This is a genomic window from Pseudoxanthomonas sacheonensis (assembly GCF_031455975.1).
Lineage (GTDB): Bacteria > Pseudomonadota > Gammaproteobacteria > Xanthomonadales > Xanthomonadaceae > Pseudoxanthomonas_A > Pseudoxanthomonas_A sacheonensis_A.
The window spans coordinates 1,161,367-1,177,529 of record NZ_JAVDTT010000001.1; the positions used below are offsets into that span (position 1 = coordinate 1,161,367).

The window sequence follows — 16,163 nt, forward strand, 5'->3', positions numbered from 1 at the left end:
ATAGCTGCTGCAGGCAGCATCATCCGCGTGGCGGTGGCGGTGGCGGCGCCAGCACGCTGCGATCGCCATTGTGCTCGGGCGGCGTCACCACGCCTGCCGCTTCCATGGCCTCGACCAGGCGCGCTGCGCGGTTGTAGCCGATCTTCAACCGGCGCTGCACGCCGGAGATGGAGGCGCGGCGCGTTTCGGTGACGATGCGTACCGCTTCGTCGTACAGCGGATCGTTTTCGGCATCGCCCGATCCGGCCGCGGCCTCCGGCAGGCCGGTAGCGCCGACCACGGTGCCGTCGCCCATGGTCTGGATTTCCTCCAGCACGCCTTCGATGTAGTCGGCCTTGCCGGTCGCTTTCAAATGTTCTACCACCCGATGCACTTCCTCGTCGCTGACGAAGGCGCCGTGGATGCGTTCCGGCATGGCGGTGCCGGGCGGCAGATAAAGCATGTCGCCCATGCCAAGCAGCGTCTCTGCTCCGGATTGGTCGAGGATGGTGCGCGAATCGATCTTGCTGGAGACCTGGAAGGCGATGCGGGTGGGGATGTTGGCCTTGATCAAGCCGGTGATCACGTCCACCGACGGCCGTTGAGTGGCCAGGATCAGATGCATACCGGCGGCGCGCGACTTCTGCGCCAGCCGGGCGATCAGTTCTTCCACCTTCTTGCCGACGATCATCATCATGTCGGCGAATTCGTCGATGAAGATGACGATGAAAGGCAGCGTTTCCAGCGGCATCGGCGCATCGCCCAAATCGGCGAATCCCGTATTAGAGCCGGGCTTGAACAAAGGGTCCATCAACGGCTGCCCGGCGTCCTGCGCGTCCTTCACCTTTTTGTTGAAGCCGCCCAGGTTGCGCACGCCTACCGCGCTCATCAGCTTGTAACGGCGCTCCATTTCCGCCACGCACCAGCGCAGGCCGTTGGCGGCTTCCTTCATGTCGGTGACCACCGGCGCCAGCAGATGCGGAATGCCCTGATAGACGGACAGTTCCAGCATCTTCGGATCGATCATCAGAATGCGCACATCCTTGGCGCTGGCCTTGTACAGCAGGCTCAGCACCATGGCGTTCACGGCAACGGATTTACCCGAACCGGTGGTGCCGGCGACCAGCAGATGCGGCATGCGCGCCAGATCGGCTACCGTCGGCCGGCCAGCGATGTCCTTGCCCAGTGCGATCGTCAGCGGACTGGGCGATTTGTCGTATTCCTTGGAGCGCAGCAGCTCGCTGAGGTAGATCATTTCACGGCTGGTGTTGGGGATTTCCAGGCCGATCACCGACTTGCCGGGAATCACGTCCACCACGCGCACCGACTTCACGCTCAGGCCGCGGGCGATGTCCTTGTCCAGCGAGTTGACCTGGCTGACCTTGACGCCCGGTGCCGGTTCCATCTCGAAACGGGTGATCACCGGCCCCGGATAGGCGCCGACCACCTGCACATCGATACGGAAGTCCTTGAGCTTGAATTCGATCTGGCGCGACAGGGTTTCCAGGGTTTCTTCGGAATAGCCCCGGGTCTGCGGCTTGGGATCGTCCAGCAGCGACAACGGCGGAATGCCGGAATCGTCGCCGCCGGTGCCGTGGAACAGCGGTATCTGCTGCTCGCGCTTGGCGCGGTCGCTCTTTTCGATGACCGGCGCCGGGGGCGGTTCTATATGCACCGGCTCACGACGGGCGCGCTGCACGGCGTCGACCTTGCGCACTTCCTCGCGCTCCTCGCGCAAGACCCGGGTCTGTTGCCATTCGGCTGCCTGGTGGGTGCCGCGGCGGAACAGCGCAGGCAGCGCCATCACGCCCTTGCCGATGCGTTCCATCACCGCGAACCAGGACAGGCCGGTGGCCAGGGTCACCGACACCAGGAACAGCGCCAGCAGGAACAGATTGCCGCCGAGGCTGCCGAACAGGCTATTGAGCGAGCCGCCCACCAGGCGACCCAGGATGCCGCCTGGTCCTGCGGAAAAATCGGCGGCCGGTACCGCCCGCATGAACAGCAGCCCGGTCGATGAAATCAGGAAGCCGACGATGCCGATCAGGCGCAGCGCCGGACCCAGGTCGGCCTCGCCATCGCCATCGCTGTCCATGCCGAACAACGCGATCCACGCCACCACGCCCAGCATGATCGGCAGCAGGAAAGCGATGTAGCCGCAGAAGGCCAAGAGAAGATCCGCGACGACGGCGCCCACCCTGCCGCCCAGATTGTGGATGGGCGTGGTCAGGCTGCCGGACTGCGTCCAGCTGGGATCGTCGGGCGAATAGGTGAACAGACTCGCCAGCAGATAAAGCAACAAAGGCGCGATAGCGATGAGCGCGAGGTCGCGCCACAGGCGCTGGCGACGCGGATTGACCGTCGACGCCTGCTTACGGGCGGCCGAATTGGCGCCCTTGGCTTTGGAAGTTTCCGGAAGCTGCTTTGCCACCTATCGACCAGACCTTAAGAATGCTGCATTAGTCTTTGATAATAAACGAATCAAATGGGGATTTCAGTAGCTCTTACGTTATTGTGATGCCATCGGAGTTGTCTGTAGCGATTCAATATCCCGTTCATGGTGAGCCTGTCGAACCACGCTTTTTGCGGACGGGCTCAATATTCGCTGTTAACCCGCCAAGAGCGTGGTTCGACAGGCTCACCACGAACGGGGCTATGAGATCGCCACAAACCAATACGCACCAGCGCATTCCATTGGCACGCCTTGATTCGACTTCGCCCCACCGCCACTCTATGCGTTCGCCGAAGCGATGCGAAAACGCAGCCGCATCGCCTTTCCCACCTTCATTTTGAGTATACATGAGCACTTCAAAACACTGCCGTCTCTTGATTCTGGGTTCCGGCCCCGCCGGTTGGACCGCCGCCGTCTACGCCGCGCGCGCCAACCTCAAGCCGGTCCTGATCACCGGACTGCAGCAAGGTGGCCAGCTGATGACCACGACCGAAGTGGACAACTGGCCGGGCGATGCCCATGGCCTGATGGGCCCGGACCTGATGACGCGCATGCAGGCCCACGCCGAACGCTTCGACACCGAAGTGATCTTCGACCATATCCACACCGTGGACCTGGCCCAGCGGCCGTTCAAGCTGATCGGCGACAACGGCGAATACACCGCCGATGCCTTGGTGATCGCCACCGGCGCGACCGCCAAGTACCTGGGACTGCCCTCGGAAGAGCTGTTCAAGGGCCGCGGCGTGTCCGCCTGCGCCACCTGCGACGGGTTCTTCTACCGCGACCAGGACGTGGTGGTGGTCGGCGGCGGCAACACGGCCGTCGAGGAAGCGCTTTACCTTTCCAATATCGCCCGCAAGGTCTACCTAGTGCACCGCCGCGACACCTTGCGTGCGGAGAAGATCATGCAAGACAAGCTGTTCGCCAAGGTCCAGTCTGGCAAGATCGAGCTGGTCTGGCATCACGCAGTCGACGAAGTGCTGGGCAACGAAGCCGGCGTCACTGGTGTGCGGGTCAAGTCGGTGCAGGACGGCAGTACGCGCGACATCATCGCGCATGGGCTGTTTGTGGCCATTGGTCATACGCCTAACACCAGCCTGTTCGAAGGCCAGTTGGCGATGAAGAACGGTTACATCACTATCCGTACCGGCCTGGAAGGCGAAGCCACCGTCACCAGCGTGCCGGGCGTGTTCGCCGCGGGCGATGTCGCCGACCAGGTCTACCGCCAGGCCATCACTTCGGCCGGCTTCGGTTGCATGGCCGCACTGGACGCCGAGCGCTACCTGGACAAGGACGCTTGATGCTGCGGATCAGTGCCGACCCGACCGAGCTGGATGTCGCGCTGATCCATGATTTCCTTGCCCGTGGCTCGTATTGGGCCGCGGGCATCCCCCGCGCCACCCTGGACCGCGCCCTGGCCAACTCCCTCTGCTATGGCGGCTATCTCGACGGCGCACAGGTGGCTTTCGCCCGCGCGGTCACCGACCAAGCCACGTTCGCGTATCTGGCCGATGTGTTCGTGGTACCGGATCAGCGCGGCAAGGGCTATGGACGCGAGATCGTGCGTGCTCTGATGGCGGATTCCCGCTTGCAGGGCCTGCGCCGCTGGCACTTGGTGACCCGCGACATGCAGGATCTGTACGCCCAGGTCGGCTTCACCGAATTGAGCCACCCGGGGCAGCATATGCAGAAACACGATCCGGACGTGTATCGGCGCGCCGCAAGCGGACCGGAATGACCCAGCTTCGCATCGTCGGCGGCCTGGCGGGTGTGCCCGCGACCGCATGGGATTCCCTGCACGGCAGCGGCAATCCATTCGTATCGCACGCCTTTCTCTCCGGCCTGGAGCAGCACGGTTGCCTGCGTCCCGACTGGGGTTGGACCCCGCATCACGTCACCCTGTGGGAAGGCGACGAACTGGTCGCCGCGGCACCGGGTTACCTGAAGACCAACTCGCATGGCGAATTCGTGTTCGATCACGCCTGGGCGCACGCCTACGCGCAGTATGGACGCGACTACTTCCCCAAATGGCTGGGAGCCGTGCCCTACTCGCCCGTCACCGGCCCACGCCTGTTGGCGCGTACGGAAGCGCACAAAGAAGCCTTGCTCGCCGCGGTGATCGGACAAGCCCGCAACGACGGCGTCTCCTCTGCCCACATCAATTTCCATACGCTTGAGGAAGATTCCGCTTTCGGCCCCGACTGGCTGTCCCGTACCGACGTGCAATACCACTGGCGCAATGAGGCCGGCTGGAAGGACTTCGACGGGTTCCTCGCCGCCTTCGACCACAAGCATCGCAAGAACATCCGCCAGGAACGCGCCAAGGTCGAACGTGCCGGTATCAGTTTCCGTGTCGTGCATGGCGATGAGGCCAGCGACGAAGATCTCGCGACCATGTTCGCCTTCTACCTGCTGACTTTCCGCGACTACGGAAATTCACCTGCGCTGACCCTGGAATTCGTGCGTCATCTGGCTCGGACCATGCCGCGCAACCTGGTCGTTTTCCTCGCCGAACGCGTGGTTCAACAGGCTCACCATGAGCGGCGGGTTCCGATCGCCGGCGCCCTATGCCTGCGTGGTGGCGACACCTTGTACGGCCGTTATTGGGGAGCGAGCGAAACTTCGCCTGGGTTGCATTTCGAAACCTGCTACTACCAGGGCATCGAATACTGTCTGCGCGAGGGCTTGAAGGTCTTCGAGCCCGGCGCCCAGGGCGAGCACAAGCTGGCGCGCGGCTTCCTGCCCGCTTATGTGCGTAGCCGGCACTGGATTGCCGATGCGGATTTCGCCGATGCGCTGCGGCGTTGGTGCGCCGAGGAAACTCTATCGGTGAAGCGCTATGCGGCGACGCTTGCCATGCATTCTCCGTTCAAATCCGTAGGAACCTCGTAGGCCGCACCGGTTAACCTTCAACGATGCGACGCCCTGCATTCCTCTCGCCCGATCCCGACTCGCCTTTTCCGCCGGCCGATGCCGCATTGCGCCAACCCGATGGCCTGCTGGCCGTGGGCGGCGACCTTTCCCCGCAAAGGCTGCTCAACGCCTATCGCCACGGCATCTTTCCTTGGTATTCCGAAGGCCAACCGATCCTGTGGTGGACGCCGGACCCGCGCATGGTGTTCCGTACGGAAGGCGTGCGGCTATCCTCGCGTTTTCGGCGGGAGTTGCGTCGAAGCACATGGCAGATCGGCGCCGACACCGCTTTTGGCAGTGTGATTAAAGCTTGCGCCGGCACGCCTCGACCTGGCCAGGACGGAACCTGGATCACCGACGACATGCGGGCGGCTTACCTGGAGTTGCATCGGCTGGGGCATGCGCATTCGGTCGAAGTGTTCGACGTCGACCCTTCGGGCGAAAGCCGGCTGGTGGGCGGCATCTACGGCGTGGCGATCGGCCGGATGTTCTTCGGCGAAAGCATGTACAGCGGAGAGTCCGGGGGTTCCAAGGTCGCGCTCGCTGCGCTGGCGTTCCGTTTGCGCGAATGGGGATGGCCGCTGATCGATGCCCAGGTGGAAAATCCGCACCTGTCCAGCTTGGGAGCGGAAAGCTGGCCTCGTTCCGCGTTCCTGGAGAACATCGACCTGCTCACCGGCCTCCCGGAAGCGCCGGGCAACTGGAGCCAGCGCTTCGGTATCATCGAGGCCGCCGCACTGGCCGAAGTCAGGTCTGATTAACGCATTTTTTGCATGCGCGGCGGCCGACGCGTAGAATCCCCGCTCTTACGGCCCACGCCGCTCGCTACACCTACAGGTTTACATGTCGAAAGACGACTCAATTGAATTCGAAGGCACCGTCACCGAGACGCTGCCCAACACCATGTTCCGGGTCAAACTGGAGAACGGGCACGAAATCATCGCCCACATCTCCGGCCGCATGCGCAAGAACTACATCCGCATCCTCACCGGCGACAAGGTAAAGGTCGAAATGACCCCCTACGATCTGACCAAGGGTCGCATCACGTACCGGATGAAATAATTTCATCAACTCATTGATAACAAAGGCGACTTTTGTCGCCTTTGTTGTTTTTACGGCGCTTGCGGCCTAACCGCCGCTACCGGCTTTGCACGCTTTGGCCTGAACACGTGCGATTGGTCACCGACACTTCAAGCAGATTCGTGTCTGCCCTGGGTTGCCTAACCTGAGGTCGGCCCACTTCCGGGCTGTCATCCTGGTCAAGCTCAGATGTTCAAGCTCAAATCGACATTGCTACTCGTGGCGCTAGCGGGTTTCGCGACCGCAGCCCACGCCCGGCAGGACAATGAAAAGTTGGCGGATTGCGTCGACCTGCCTGCCGATTACCAGGCCGCGCGCTTCGGTTCCCAGTACCTGCTGGTTAAGGACGGCGACAATTACTACCGTCTCGGCTTCAACGGCAGTTGCAGCGCTATCGCGGTTTCCCCCGCCGTGAAGATCAGCACCGACGGCCAGGCCAACCGCCTGTGTCCGCGGGATACGAAAGTCTCGGGCAAGCGCGATAGCTGCTCGGCGCGTGAGGTGGTGCGCGTCGACCAAGACGAGTACGAAAAGTACGTTCGCAGGCAGCGTTGACCCGGCGATCGCCGGCAATGGTCAGACCGTTGCCGGCAACAACCTCTCGGGTTCGGATTGGGCGACGACCACCAGGTCGTCGTCCTTCACGTCGATACTGACCCGACCACCGCCCACCAGCTTGCCGAACAGCAGTTCGTCGGCCAGCGGACGTTTGACCTTGTCCTGGATCAAACGAGACATCGGGCGGGCGCCCATCAGCGGGTCGAAGCCGTGCTTGGCCAGCCAGTCGCGAGCGGCCGGCGTAGTGGACAGGCTGACGTGCTTCTCCTGCAGCAGCATCTCCAGCTCGATCAGGAACTTGTCCACCACGCGCTGGATATGGTCGAAGCCCAGGCCCTGGAACTGCACCACCGCGTCCAGGCGGTTGCGGAATTCCGGGGTGAAGCTCTTGCGGATCACTTCCATCGCATCGGTGGAATGGTCCTGCTGGGTGAAGCCGATCGTACGCCGCGCCGCCTGGGTGGCGCCGGCATTGGTGGTCATCACCAGGATCACGTTCTTGAAGTTGGCTTCGCGGCCGTTGGTATCGGTGAGGATGCCGCGGTCCATGACCTGCAACAGGATATTGAAGATATCCGGATGCGCCTTCTCCACTTCGTCCAGCAGCAGCACGCAGTGCGGCGTCTTGACGATCTTCTCGGTCAACAGGCCGCCCTGGTCGAAACCGACGTAGCCCGGAGGCGCGCCGATCAGGCGGCTGACCGAATGCGATTCCATGTACTCGCTCATGTCGAAGCGCACTAGCTCGATGCCCAGCTGCAGCGCCAGCTGCTTGGTGACTTCGGTCTTGCCGACGCCGGTGGGGCCCGCGAACAGGAAATTGCCGATCGGCTTGTCCGGATTGGCGAGGCCCGAGCGGGCCAGCTTGATCGCCGAGGCCAGCGTCTCGATAGCCGGATCCTGGCCGAAGATCACCATCTTCAGATTGCGCTCTAGGTGCTGCAGCACGTCCTTGTCGGACGAGGACACCTGCTTGGCCGGAATGCGCGCCATCTTGGCCACGATGGTCTCGATTTCCTCGACGTCGATCAGGCTCTTGCGTACGCCTTCGGGCAGCAACTGCTGGCGCGCGCCGGCCTCGTCGATGACGTCGATGGCCTTGTCCGGCAGCAAGCGGTCGCCGATGTGCTTGACCGACAGGTCCACCGCCGCCTGCAACGCGTCGTCCGCATAGGTGACGTGGTGGTGGGCTTCGTACTTGGGTTTGAGACCCTGCAGGATTTCGAAGGTTTCGCCGACCGTAGGCTCAACGATATCGATCTTCTGGAAGCGGCGCGCCAGGGCGCGGTCCTTCTCGAAGATGCCGCGGTATTCCTGGAAGGTGGTGGAACCGATGCAGCGCAGTTCGCCCGAGGCCAGCGCAGGTTTGATCAGGTTGCTGGCGTCCATGGTACCGCCGCTGGCGGAGCCGGCGCCGATGATGGTGTGGATCTCATCGATGAACAGGATCGCGCCCGGCAGCTTCTTGATCGCCGACAGCACGCCCTTCAGGCGCTTTTCGAAATCGCCGCGGTACTTGGTGCCGGCCACCAGCGCGCCCAGGTCCAGCGAGAAAATGGTCGCATCGAGCAGCACTTCGGGTACCTGCCCTTCGACGATGCGTTTGGCCAGGCCCTCGGCCAGCGCGGTCTTGCCCACGCCGGCTTCGCCTACGTAGAGCGGATTGTTCTTGCGGCGGCGGCACAAGACCTGGATGGTGCGCTCCACCTCATCGGCGCGGCCCACCAGCGGATCGATCTTGCCGTTGCGCGCCAGCTCGTTGAGGTTGCTGGCGAATTCGGCCAGGGCATCGCCCTTGCCCTCGCCATCGGCACCCTCACCGGTCTTGCCCTCTCCTTCGGGGTGGCTGCCGGATTCGTTTTCCTCGCCTTGCTTGGCGATGCCGTGCGACAGGTAATTGACCACGTCCAGACGGGTGACGTCCTGTTGGGTCAGGAAATAGACCGCGTGGGAGTCCTTTTCGCCGAAGATCGCAACCAGCACATTGGCGCCGGTGACTTCCTTCTTGCCCGAGGATTGCACGTGGTAGACCGCGCGCTGGAGCACGCGCTGGAAACCCAGGGTGGGCTGGGTGTCGCGGCCGTCGTCCTCGGCCAGACGCGAAACCGAGGCTTCGATGGCCTGCTCCAGATCGTTGCGCAGGCGTGGAGCGTCGCCGCCGCAGGCTTTGAGCACGGCCTGGGCCGAGGCGTTGTCCAGCAGGGCCAGCAACAGGTGCTCCACGGTCATGAATTCATGCCGGGCTTCACGGGCGCGCTTGTAGCACTGGCCGATGGTTTGCTCTAGATCTTTGCTGAACATGGGTTACTCCGACTGCTGTTCCCCACAATATGAGGCCTGTCCGGCGGATTTCCACAACCCTTTCGGGTTTCAGTGTTCAGGATATGGACGGAAAGAAGATAAAGGGTGAAGAGTCAAGAGTAAACGGGAAAAGCGGGGCAATCGGGCAACACACGGACGGCAGCGGCTGGCGCAAGCTTTTCCTGTTCCCCCCTTTACCCTTGCCTCTTTACCGCCTTCAAGCCTTTTCCATCGTGCACAACAATGGATGCTGACTCATCCGCGCGTATTCGTTGACCTGGGAAACCTTGGATTCGGCCACTTCGCGGGTATAGACCCCGCATACGCCGCGACCCCGGGTGTGGACGTGCAACATGACCTGGGTGGCTTTCTCGATGTCCATGGCGAAGAACTGCTGCAGCACCAGCACCACGAAATCCATCGGTGTGTAGTCGTCGTTGAGCAACAACACCTGGTACAGCGGCGGGCGCGCCACTTCCGGCTTGCTGGTTTCCACCATTACGCCGTGGTCGCGTTCGTTTTCGTTATTGCGGGGCATGGGAGAATTATACGGATTGGACGGGCTGCATCGCTGCCCGCACAATTAACGTTTCAACCGGAGAGTCGCTTTGCACAGGAAATCGCCCTTGACGTCCCTATCGCTGGCCCTCGGCCTTGGCTTTGGCTTGGCTTTATCCCTGCCGCTGAGCGCCCAGGAAACGGAAAGGACCGTTCCGGATGCGGGCATCAAGGCTCAGTTGACGGAGCTGGGCTACAAATACGAACTGGACGACGACAACGATTTCAAATTGGTTTTCGAAGTCGGCGACGAGGGACGCAGCCAGGTCGTATATGTCCTGTCCGCGGTGGAAACCTACGGCGAGCACTCGGTACGCGAGGTGTGGTCGCCGGCCTACGAGTCGGCTACGGAGGACTTCCCCGGGCCAGTCGCCAATCGCCTGCTGGAGGCTTCCAACATCGCCAAGCTGGGCGCCTGGGTGAAACAGGGCAAGAACGCGACCTTCGTGGTCAAGATTCCCTCCGACGCCAGCAAGGAAGAGCTGGACGACGCCATCGATGCGGCGATCAAGCTCGCCGACGAGATGGAGAACGAACTCAATCCCGGCCAGGACGACCTCTAAGGTGAGCTACCGCGAAGGCCGCTTCTGGCAGCCCGACGTAACCGTGGCCACGGTGGTGGTGCGCGACGGGCGGTTGTTGATGGTCGAGGAGCGGGCTCAGGGCAAGCTGGTATTCAACCAGCCAGCCGGCCATTTGGAACCGGATGAAAGCCTGTCCGAAGCGGCCCTGCGCGAGACCCGCGAAGAAACCGGTTGGGACGTGAAATTGACCGCGTTCATCGGCGCCTACCAGTGGAAAGCCGAAACGGACCGCCATTACCTGCGGTTCGCGTTTGCGGCCGAGCCGCTCGCCCACGATGCGGCGCGCGAACTGGACGAAGGTATCGTGCAGGCCTTGTGGATGACTCCCGCGGAATTGCAAGAACAACAGGCGCGTCACCGCAGTCCGTTGGTCTGGCAGGTGGTGCAGGATTATCTGGCGGGACGTCGCTCGCCGTTATCGATGCTGCAGCAGATCGCATGAGCGCGCCGCGCGTCATCGTGGGTGTGTCGGGCGGCGTGGATTCGTCGGTGGCCGCTCTTCAGCTGGTGAGGGCCGGCGAACGGACCGGCGACTCGGTGGCCGGCTTGTTCATGCAAAACTGGGCCGATGACGGGAGCGGCGACTGCCGTGCCGAAGAAGATCGCCGGGACGCGGTCGCGGTCTGCGGAAAACTCGGAATTCCCTTCCATTTCCGCGATTTTTCCGCCGAGTACTGGCGAGAGGTGTTCTCGCATTTTCTCGCCGAATACGCCGCCGGCCGCACGCCCAATCCGGACGTACTGTGCAACCGGGAAGTGAAGTTCAAGCATTTCCTGGACGCGGCGCGCGAACTGGGCGCCGAGAAGATCGCCACCGGCCACTACGCCCGTATCGCCAGCGAACGCGGCGTGTCCAGATTGCTGCGTGCTGTGGACCGCAACAAGGACCAGAGTTATTTCCTGCACCAATTGGGCCAGGCCCAGTTGTCGGCGACCCTGTTTCCGGTCGGCGAACTGCAGAAATCGGATTTGCGCGATATCGCCCGCGAAGCGGGATTGCCGACGCACGACAAGAAGGATTCCACCGGCATCTGCTTCATCGGCGAACGCGATTTCCGCGAATTCCTCGGCCGCTACCTGCCCGCCAAGACCGGCGAGATGCGGGACCCCGGCGGACAGAAGATCGGCGAGCATCCGGGCGTTTTCTATTTCACGCTAGGTCAGCGCGAAGGCCTGCAGATCGGCGGCGTGCGCGGCCGCGCCGCAGCGCCGTGGTATGTGGTCGGCAAAGACGTGGCCAGCAACGTGCTGTACGTGGATCAGGAGTCGGCCAGCCCTTACCTGCAATCCACCGCGCTGTGGTCGGAAAGCGCGCATTGGGTGGAAGGGAACCCTCCTGCCGACGAGTTCGAGTGCACCGCGCAAACGCGCTATCGGCAAACCGACGAACCGTGCCGGGTGAAGGTGGCGGACGATGGCACGCTGGAAGTCGTCTTCCCGCGTCCGCAGCGGGCCGTGACCCCAGGACAATCCGTGGTGCTTTACCAGGGCGATGTATGCCTGGGCGGCGCTGTGATCGCGCGCACCAATGCGCCCTTGGAGCAGAAATTGGAGCAGGAATTGAAGCGGAAATCAGCGGAGCAAGCGGCTTGAGCAGATCCCTTTCCGAACGCGTGCTGGCCCTGGCCGGCGTGGTCCAGGCCTTGGCTCAGGTGCGGCGCATCGCCGAGACCGGCCAGTCCGACGCCAGCGCGGTGCAAACCGTGCTGGACAGCGTGTTCCGCATCGATGCCGATACGCCGCAGGCGGTCTATGGCCGCGCTGCCGATCTAGCGCCCGGCCTGCGCCTGTTGCGCGATTATTTCAACAAGGAAACCGGCGACGACGGCCTGCCCCGGCTTGCGCTGGCGGTGTTGCAGTTGGAAAGGCGTTTCGTCGGCGAAACCGATACCGCGGCTGCGGTCGCTAGTGGAATAAACGAGATCGCGGCCCAGGCGGAGACCGCCGGCAGCACGCACCCGGAAGTGCTTTCCGCACTGGGCGCTTTGTACGCGGACACGATCAGTCACCTGCGTCCGCGGGTGATGGTGCAGGGAAATCCGCACTATCTGGGCCAGCCCGGCGTGGTGGCGGAGATCCGCGCCATCCTGCTGGCAGCGGTGCGTTCGGCGGTGTTGTGGCGGCAACTCGGCGGCAGTTATTGGGATTTTCTGTTCTCGCGGCGCGCGATGGCCGATGCGGCGAGCGAATGGCTGCGATGAACCCATAAAAAAACCCGGCAAGAAGCCGGGTTTTTGTTGTGCATCGCAATCGCGGTCAGGCGCTTACGGTGTCGGCTGCGTCCCTGTAGTCCTCGATCTGGTCGAAGTTCATATAGCGGTAGATCTCGGCACCGTTGGCGCTCAATACGCCCATGTCGGCCATGTATTCGGCCTTGGTGGGAATACGGCCAAGGCGCGAGCAGATCGCGGCCAGTTCCGCCGAACCCAGATACACGTTCGAGTTCTTGCCCAGGCGGTTGGGGAAGTTGCGGGTACTGGTCGAGAACACGGTGGCGCCCTCGCGCACCTGCGCCTGGTTGCCCATGCACAGCGAGCAGCCCGGCATCTCCATGCGTGCGCCGGCGGTGCCGAAGGTGCCGTAGTGGCCTTCCTTGGTCAGCTCGGCCGCGTCCATCTTGGTCGGCGGCGCGACCCACAGCTTGGTCGGAATATCGCGCTTGCCTTCCAGCAGCTTGGATGCGGCGCGGAAGTGGCCGATGTTGGTCATGCACGAGCCGATGAACACTTCGTCGATCGCCGCACCGGAGACTTCGGACAGCGTCTTCACGTCGTCCGGGTCGTTCGGGCAGGCGACGATGGGCTCGTGCACATCGGCCAGATCGATCTCGATCACCGCCGCGTATTCGGCATCGGCATCGGGCGCCAGCAGTTGCGGGTCGGCCAGCCAGGCCTCCATGGCCTTGATGCGGCGGTTGATGGAACGCACGTCCTGATAGCCTTCGGCGATCATCCACTTCAGCATCACGATATTGCTGTTGATGTACTCGATGATCGGCGCCTTGTCCAAGTGCACGGTGCAACCGGCGGCGGAACGCTCGGCGGAAGCGTCGGACAGTTCGAACGCCTGCTCCACTTTCAGGTTCGGCAGGCCTTCGATCTCCAGGATGCGGCCGGAGAAGATGTTCTTCTTGCCCTGCTTGGCGACGGTCAGCAGGCCGGACTTGATGGCGTACAGCGGAATCGCGTTGACCAGATCGCGCAAGGTCACGCCGGGCTGCAGCTCGCCTTTGAAACGCACCAGCACCGACTCGGGCATGTCCAGCGGCATCACGCCGGTAGCCGCGGCGAAGGCCACCAGGCCAGAACCTGCCGGAAACGAAATACCTATCGGGAAGCGCGTGTGCGAATCGCCGCCGGTGCCGACGGTGTCGGGCAGCAGCATGCGGTTGAGCCAGCTGTGGATGATGCCGTCGCCCGGACGCAGCGGGATGCCACCACGGGTGCTGATGAAGGCCGGCAGCTCGTGGTGCGTCTTCACGTCCACGGATTTCGGGTAGGCGGCGGTGTGGCAGAACGACTGCATCACCAGATCGGCACTGAAGCCCAGGCAGGCAAGATCCTTCAATTCATCGCGCGTCATCGGGCCGGTGGTGTCCTGCGAACCCACCGAGGTCATCTTCGGCTCGCAATACGTGCCCGGACGCATGCCTTTGCCTTCCGGCAGACCGCAGGCGCGGCCTACCATCTTCTGCGCCAGGGTGAAGCCCTTGCCGGTATCGGCCGGCACCTGCGGCAGGCGGAACCGCGTGGACGGCGGCAGGCCCAACGCATCGCGCGCCTTGGCGGTCAGGCCGCGACCGATGATCAGCGGAATACGGCCGCCGGCGCGCACTTCGTCGAATAGCACGTCCGACTTGACCTGGAATTCGGCGATCACTTCGCCATTCTTGAGCGCCTTACCTTCGTACGGGCGCAGTTCGACCACATCGCCCATGTTCATCTGGGTGACATCGAGTTCGATCGGCAACGCGCCGGCGTCTTCCATCGTGTTGTAGAAAATAGGCGCGATCTTGCTGCCCAGGCACACACCGCCGAAGCGCTTGTTGGGAATGAAAGGAATGTCCTCGCCGGTGAACCACAGCACCGAGTTGGTCGCGGACTTGCGGCTGGAACCGGTGCCGACCACATCGCCCACGTAAGCGACCAGGTGGCCCTTTTCCTTCAACGATTCGATGAACTTCACCGGGCCACGCTTGCCGTCTTCCTCGGGCGTGATGCCGTCGCGCTTGTTCTTCAGCATGGCCAGCGCGTGCAGCGGAATATCAGGGCGCGTGGTCGCATCGGGCGCAGGCGACAGGTCGTCGGTATTGGTTTCGCCGGTCACTTTCAGCACGGTGACGGTCAGGCTTTGCGGCACTTCAGGACGGCTGGTGAACCATTCGGCTTCGGCCCAACTCTTGATCACGCCCTGCGCATGCGCATTGCCGGCATCGGCCTTGTCCTTGACGTCGTGGAAGGCGTCGAACATCAGCAAAGTCTTCTTCAACGCTTCGGCGGCGATGGCGCCCAGCTGCGCGTCGTCCAGCAGTTCCACCAGCGGATGGATGTTGTAACCGCCCAGCATGGTGCCGAGAAGTTCGGTCGCGCGTTCGCGGGAAATCAGCGCGCACTTCTCGCTGCCGAACGCCACCGCCGCCAGGTACGAAGCCTTGACCTTGGCCGCGTCGTCCACGCCGGCCGGCACGCGATGGGTGATCAGCTCGACCAGGAAGGTTTCTTCGCCCGCAGGCGGCGCCTTCAGCAGCTCGATCACCTCGGCGGTCTGCTGCGCCGACAGCGGCAAGGGCGGAATACCCAGCGCGGCGCGCTCGGCAACATGTTGGCGGTAGGCTTGCAGCATGGATACGTCTCCGGGGAAATCAGTTGTCAGTGAATGGGTTCAAGCGGCAGGAACGATCAGCTTGAGACCCTTGAAATAGTCGCGATAGAAGCTGTCGTCGCGGGTGATCAGTCCATCGCACTGCAGCAGCGCGTGGGCGCCGATCAGGAAATCGGGCACCGCGCGGCTACGGGCGCCGCCGCGCTGGCGATAACGGCGCTGCATTTCGCCGGCCCGCAGCGCCGACTTGGCTTCCAGGGCATCGAAACGAATGCTCATTTCCTCCAGCACGTTCAAGGCTTCCGAGCCATCGCGCAGCGCGCTGCAGACCTCCGCCAGGGCGACGTCGCATACCACGACAGGTCCGTTGCTCAGGCACTGGCGTAGACAGGCTTCGGCGGCGTCGGCCTGCGGACCGTCGGCCAGCAGGTCCACCAGCACGGAAGAATCGATGGCGATCATGACAAGGCCGTCTCAGGGATCCAGCGGATCGCCCGGCGCCCGGCCGCGGATCGCGCGCATGGCTTCGTCGGTGGAATCGAAGCCGTCCAATTTGAAGCGGCCGCGAGCGCGGGAAATCGCGTCGTCCACACTCTTACGCAGGACGATGCGGCCGTTTTCCAGCTCCACTTTCAGAATGCTGCCCTTGGTCAGGCCCAGGGCATCGCGCACTGCCTTGGGCAGGGTGATCTGGCCACGTTCGGCGACGGTCGCTTCCATCAGCATGCTCCTCAGGTATGCGTCAATAATACGTACTTTATTATCCATACTCAAGCGCGCATACTGGCTGTAGTCCGTGTACCCGGAGCGTCGGGGGCGTAGCCCCGACCTACATTGGTCGTAAGGTGGATGACACCCCGATTGGGGATAATCACTGAACGGTCGACGCGGCATGAGGTCTGACCTCGAAGCAAGCG

General features: G+C 63.0%; 16 protein-coding genes. 10 read left to right on the forward strand and 6 right to left on the reverse strand.

Annotated features, from left to right (window positions below; translation table 11 throughout):
- Nucleotides 1–19: 19 nt before the first annotated feature.
- Nucleotides 20–2,410, reverse strand: coding sequence for a DNA translocase FtsK (locus tag J2W94_RS05230; protein WP_310090820.1), 2,391 nt, complete (start codon nt 2,408–2,410; stop codon nt 20–22).
- 368 nt (nt 2,411–2,778) lie between these two features.
- Between J2W94_RS05230 and trxB the strand changes: the two genes are divergently transcribed.
- The 6 genes from trxB to J2W94_RS05260 all read left to right on the forward strand — a co-directional run bounded on the left by trxB (nt 2,779) and on the right by J2W94_RS05260 (nt 6,979).
- Nucleotides 2,779–3,732 (forward strand): thioredoxin-disulfide reductase, encoded by a 954-nt coding sequence (gene trxB / locus J2W94_RS05235; protein ID WP_310090822.1) that lies wholly within the window; start codon nt 2,779–2,781, stop codon nt 3,730–3,732.
- The gene (locus J2W94_RS05240) at nt 3,732–4,169 is read left to right on the forward strand and encodes a GNAT family N-acetyltransferase (protein WP_310090824.1); all 438 of its coding nucleotides are present in this window, start codon (nt 3,732–3,734) and stop codon (nt 4,167–4,169) included. Before trxB ends, J2W94_RS05240 begins: the two co-directional genes overlap by 1 nt.
- The gene (locus tag J2W94_RS05245; RefSeq protein ID WP_310090826.1) at nt 4,166–5,323 is read left to right on the forward strand and encodes a GNAT family N-acetyltransferase; all 1,158 of its coding nucleotides are present in this window, start codon (nt 4,166–4,168) and stop codon (nt 5,321–5,323) included. The genes J2W94_RS05240 and J2W94_RS05245 overlap by 4 nt, the downstream gene beginning before the upstream one ends.
- 23 nt (nt 5,324–5,346) lie before the next feature.
- The gene (aat, locus tag J2W94_RS05250) at nt 5,347–6,105 is read left to right on the forward strand and encodes a leucyl/phenylalanyl-tRNA--protein transferase (RefSeq protein WP_310090828.1); all 759 of its coding nucleotides are present in this window, start codon (nt 5,347–5,349) and stop codon (nt 6,103–6,105) included.
- Between the two features lie 82 nt (nt 6,106–6,187).
- Nucleotides 6,188–6,406: a translation initiation factor IF-1 gene (gene infA / locus J2W94_RS05255; protein ID WP_079726088.1), complete on the forward strand. Its 219-nt coding sequence runs from the start codon at nt 6,188–6,190 to the stop codon at nt 6,404–6,406.
- 207 nt (nt 6,407–6,613) lie between these two features.
- Nucleotides 6,614–6,979 carry a hypothetical protein gene (locus tag J2W94_RS05260; RefSeq protein ID WP_310090832.1) on the forward strand — a complete coding sequence of 122 codons (366 nt, stop codon included), beginning with the start codon at nt 6,614–6,616 and terminating at the stop codon, nt 6,977–6,979.
- A gap of 21 nt (nt 6,980–7,000) precedes the next feature.
- Here J2W94_RS05260 and clpA read toward each other — a convergent pair whose 3' ends face one another.
- Both clpA and clpS read right to left on the reverse strand, forming a co-directional pair.
- On the reverse strand, nt 7,001–9,283 hold the full coding sequence (gene clpA, locus J2W94_RS05265) for an ATP-dependent Clp protease ATP-binding subunit ClpA (protein ID WP_310090833.1): 2,283 nt from the start codon (nt 9,281–9,283) through the stop codon (nt 7,001–7,003).
- 217 nt (nt 9,284–9,500) lie between these two features.
- Nucleotides 9,501–9,821, reverse strand: a complete 321-nt coding sequence (clpS, locus tag J2W94_RS05270; RefSeq protein WP_310090835.1) for an ATP-dependent Clp protease adapter ClpS — start codon at nt 9,819–9,821, stop codon at nt 9,501–9,503.
- Between the two features lie 88 nt (nt 9,822–9,909).
- Here clpS and J2W94_RS05275 point away from each other — a divergent pair, with 88 nt between their 5' ends.
- Genes J2W94_RS05275 through hflD form a run of 4 tightly spaced genes read left to right on the forward strand, consistent with a single transcriptional unit; the run spans nt 9,910 to nt 12,626 of the window.
- The gene (locus tag J2W94_RS05275; protein ID WP_310090837.1) at nt 9,910–10,404 is read left to right on the forward strand and encodes a hypothetical protein; all 495 of its coding nucleotides are present in this window, start codon (nt 9,910–9,912) and stop codon (nt 10,402–10,404) included.
- A gap of 1 nt (nt 10,405) precedes the next feature.
- Nucleotides 10,406–10,867 carry an NUDIX hydrolase gene (locus J2W94_RS05280; protein ID WP_310090838.1) on the forward strand — a complete coding sequence of 154 codons (462 nt, stop codon included), beginning with the start codon at nt 10,406–10,408 and terminating at the stop codon, nt 10,865–10,867.
- The gene (gene mnmA, locus J2W94_RS05285; protein WP_310090840.1) at nt 10,864–12,018 is read left to right on the forward strand and encodes a tRNA 2-thiouridine(34) synthase MnmA; all 1,155 of its coding nucleotides are present in this window, start codon (nt 10,864–10,866) and stop codon (nt 12,016–12,018) included. Before J2W94_RS05280 ends, mnmA begins: the two co-directional genes overlap by 4 nt.
- Complete coding sequence (gene hflD / locus J2W94_RS05290) at nt 12,015–12,626, forward strand: high frequency lysogenization protein HflD (RefSeq protein WP_310090842.1); 612 nt, start codon at nt 12,015–12,017, stop codon at nt 12,624–12,626. Before mnmA ends, hflD begins: the two co-directional genes overlap by 4 nt.
- A gap of 55 nt (nt 12,627–12,681) precedes the next feature.
- Here hflD and acnB read toward each other — a convergent pair whose 3' ends face one another.
- From acnB to J2W94_RS05305, 3 genes are read right to left on the reverse strand one after another with little or no spacing between them, the layout of a single operon-like run.
- The gene (acnB, locus tag J2W94_RS05295) at nt 12,682–15,267 is read right to left on the reverse strand and encodes a bifunctional aconitate hydratase 2/2-methylisocitrate dehydratase (RefSeq protein ID WP_310090843.1); all 2,586 of its coding nucleotides are present in this window, start codon (nt 15,265–15,267) and stop codon (nt 12,682–12,684) included.
- Nucleotides 15,268–15,306: 39 nt separating this feature from the next.
- Nucleotides 15,307–15,708, reverse strand: coding sequence for a type II toxin-antitoxin system VapC family toxin (locus J2W94_RS05300; protein ID WP_310090844.1), 402 nt, complete (start codon nt 15,706–15,708; stop codon nt 15,307–15,309).
- Nucleotides 15,709–15,720: 12 nt separating this feature from the next.
- Complete coding sequence (locus J2W94_RS05305) at nt 15,721–15,966, reverse strand: AbrB/MazE/SpoVT family DNA-binding domain-containing protein (protein ID WP_093280101.1); 246 nt, start codon at nt 15,964–15,966, stop codon at nt 15,721–15,723.
- Nucleotides 15,967–16,163: the final 197 nt, after the last annotated feature.

Bases quoted from the DNA above. Each gene is read 5' to 3' on its own strand.
- trxB (WP_310090822.1), top strand. From the start codon at position 2,779: ATGAGCACTTCAAAACACTGCCGTCTCTTGATTCTGGGTTCCGGCCCC.
- J2W94_RS05240 (WP_310090824.1), top strand. From the start codon at position 3,732: ATGCTGCGGATCAGTGCCGACCCGACCGAGCTGGATGTCGCGCTGATC.
- J2W94_RS05245 (WP_310090826.1), top strand. From the start codon at position 4,166: ATGACCCAGCTTCGCATCGTCGGCGGCCTGGCGGGTGTGCCCGCGACC.
- aat (WP_310090828.1), top strand. From the start codon at position 5,347: ATGCGACGCCCTGCATTCCTCTCGCCCGATCCCGACTCGCCTTTTCCG.
- infA (WP_079726088.1), top strand. From the start codon at position 6,188: ATGTCGAAAGACGACTCAATTGAATTCGAAGGCACCGTCACCGAGACG.
- J2W94_RS05260 (WP_310090832.1), top strand. From the start codon at position 6,614: ATGTTCAAGCTCAAATCGACATTGCTACTCGTGGCGCTAGCGGGTTTC.
- clpA (WP_310090833.1), bottom strand. From the start codon at position 9,283: ATGTTCAGCAAAGATCTAGAGCAAACCATCGGCCAGTGCTACAAGCGC.
- clpS (WP_310090835.1), bottom strand. From the start codon at position 9,821: ATGCCCCGCAATAACGAAAACGAACGCGACCACGGCGTAATGGTGGAA.
- mnmA (WP_310090840.1), top strand. From the start codon at position 10,864: ATGAGCGCGCCGCGCGTCATCGTGGGTGTGTCGGGCGGCGTGGATTCG.
- acnB (WP_310090843.1), bottom strand. From the start codon at position 15,267: ATGCTGCAAGCCTACCGCCAACATGTTGCCGAGCGCGCCGCGCTGGGT.
- J2W94_RS05300 (WP_310090844.1), bottom strand. From the start codon at position 15,708: ATGATCGCCATCGATTCTTCCGTGCTGGTGGACCTGCTGGCCGACGGT.
- J2W94_RS05305 (WP_093280101.1), bottom strand. From the start codon at position 15,966: ATGGAAGCGACCGTCGCCGAACGTGGCCAGATCACCCTGCCCAAGGCA.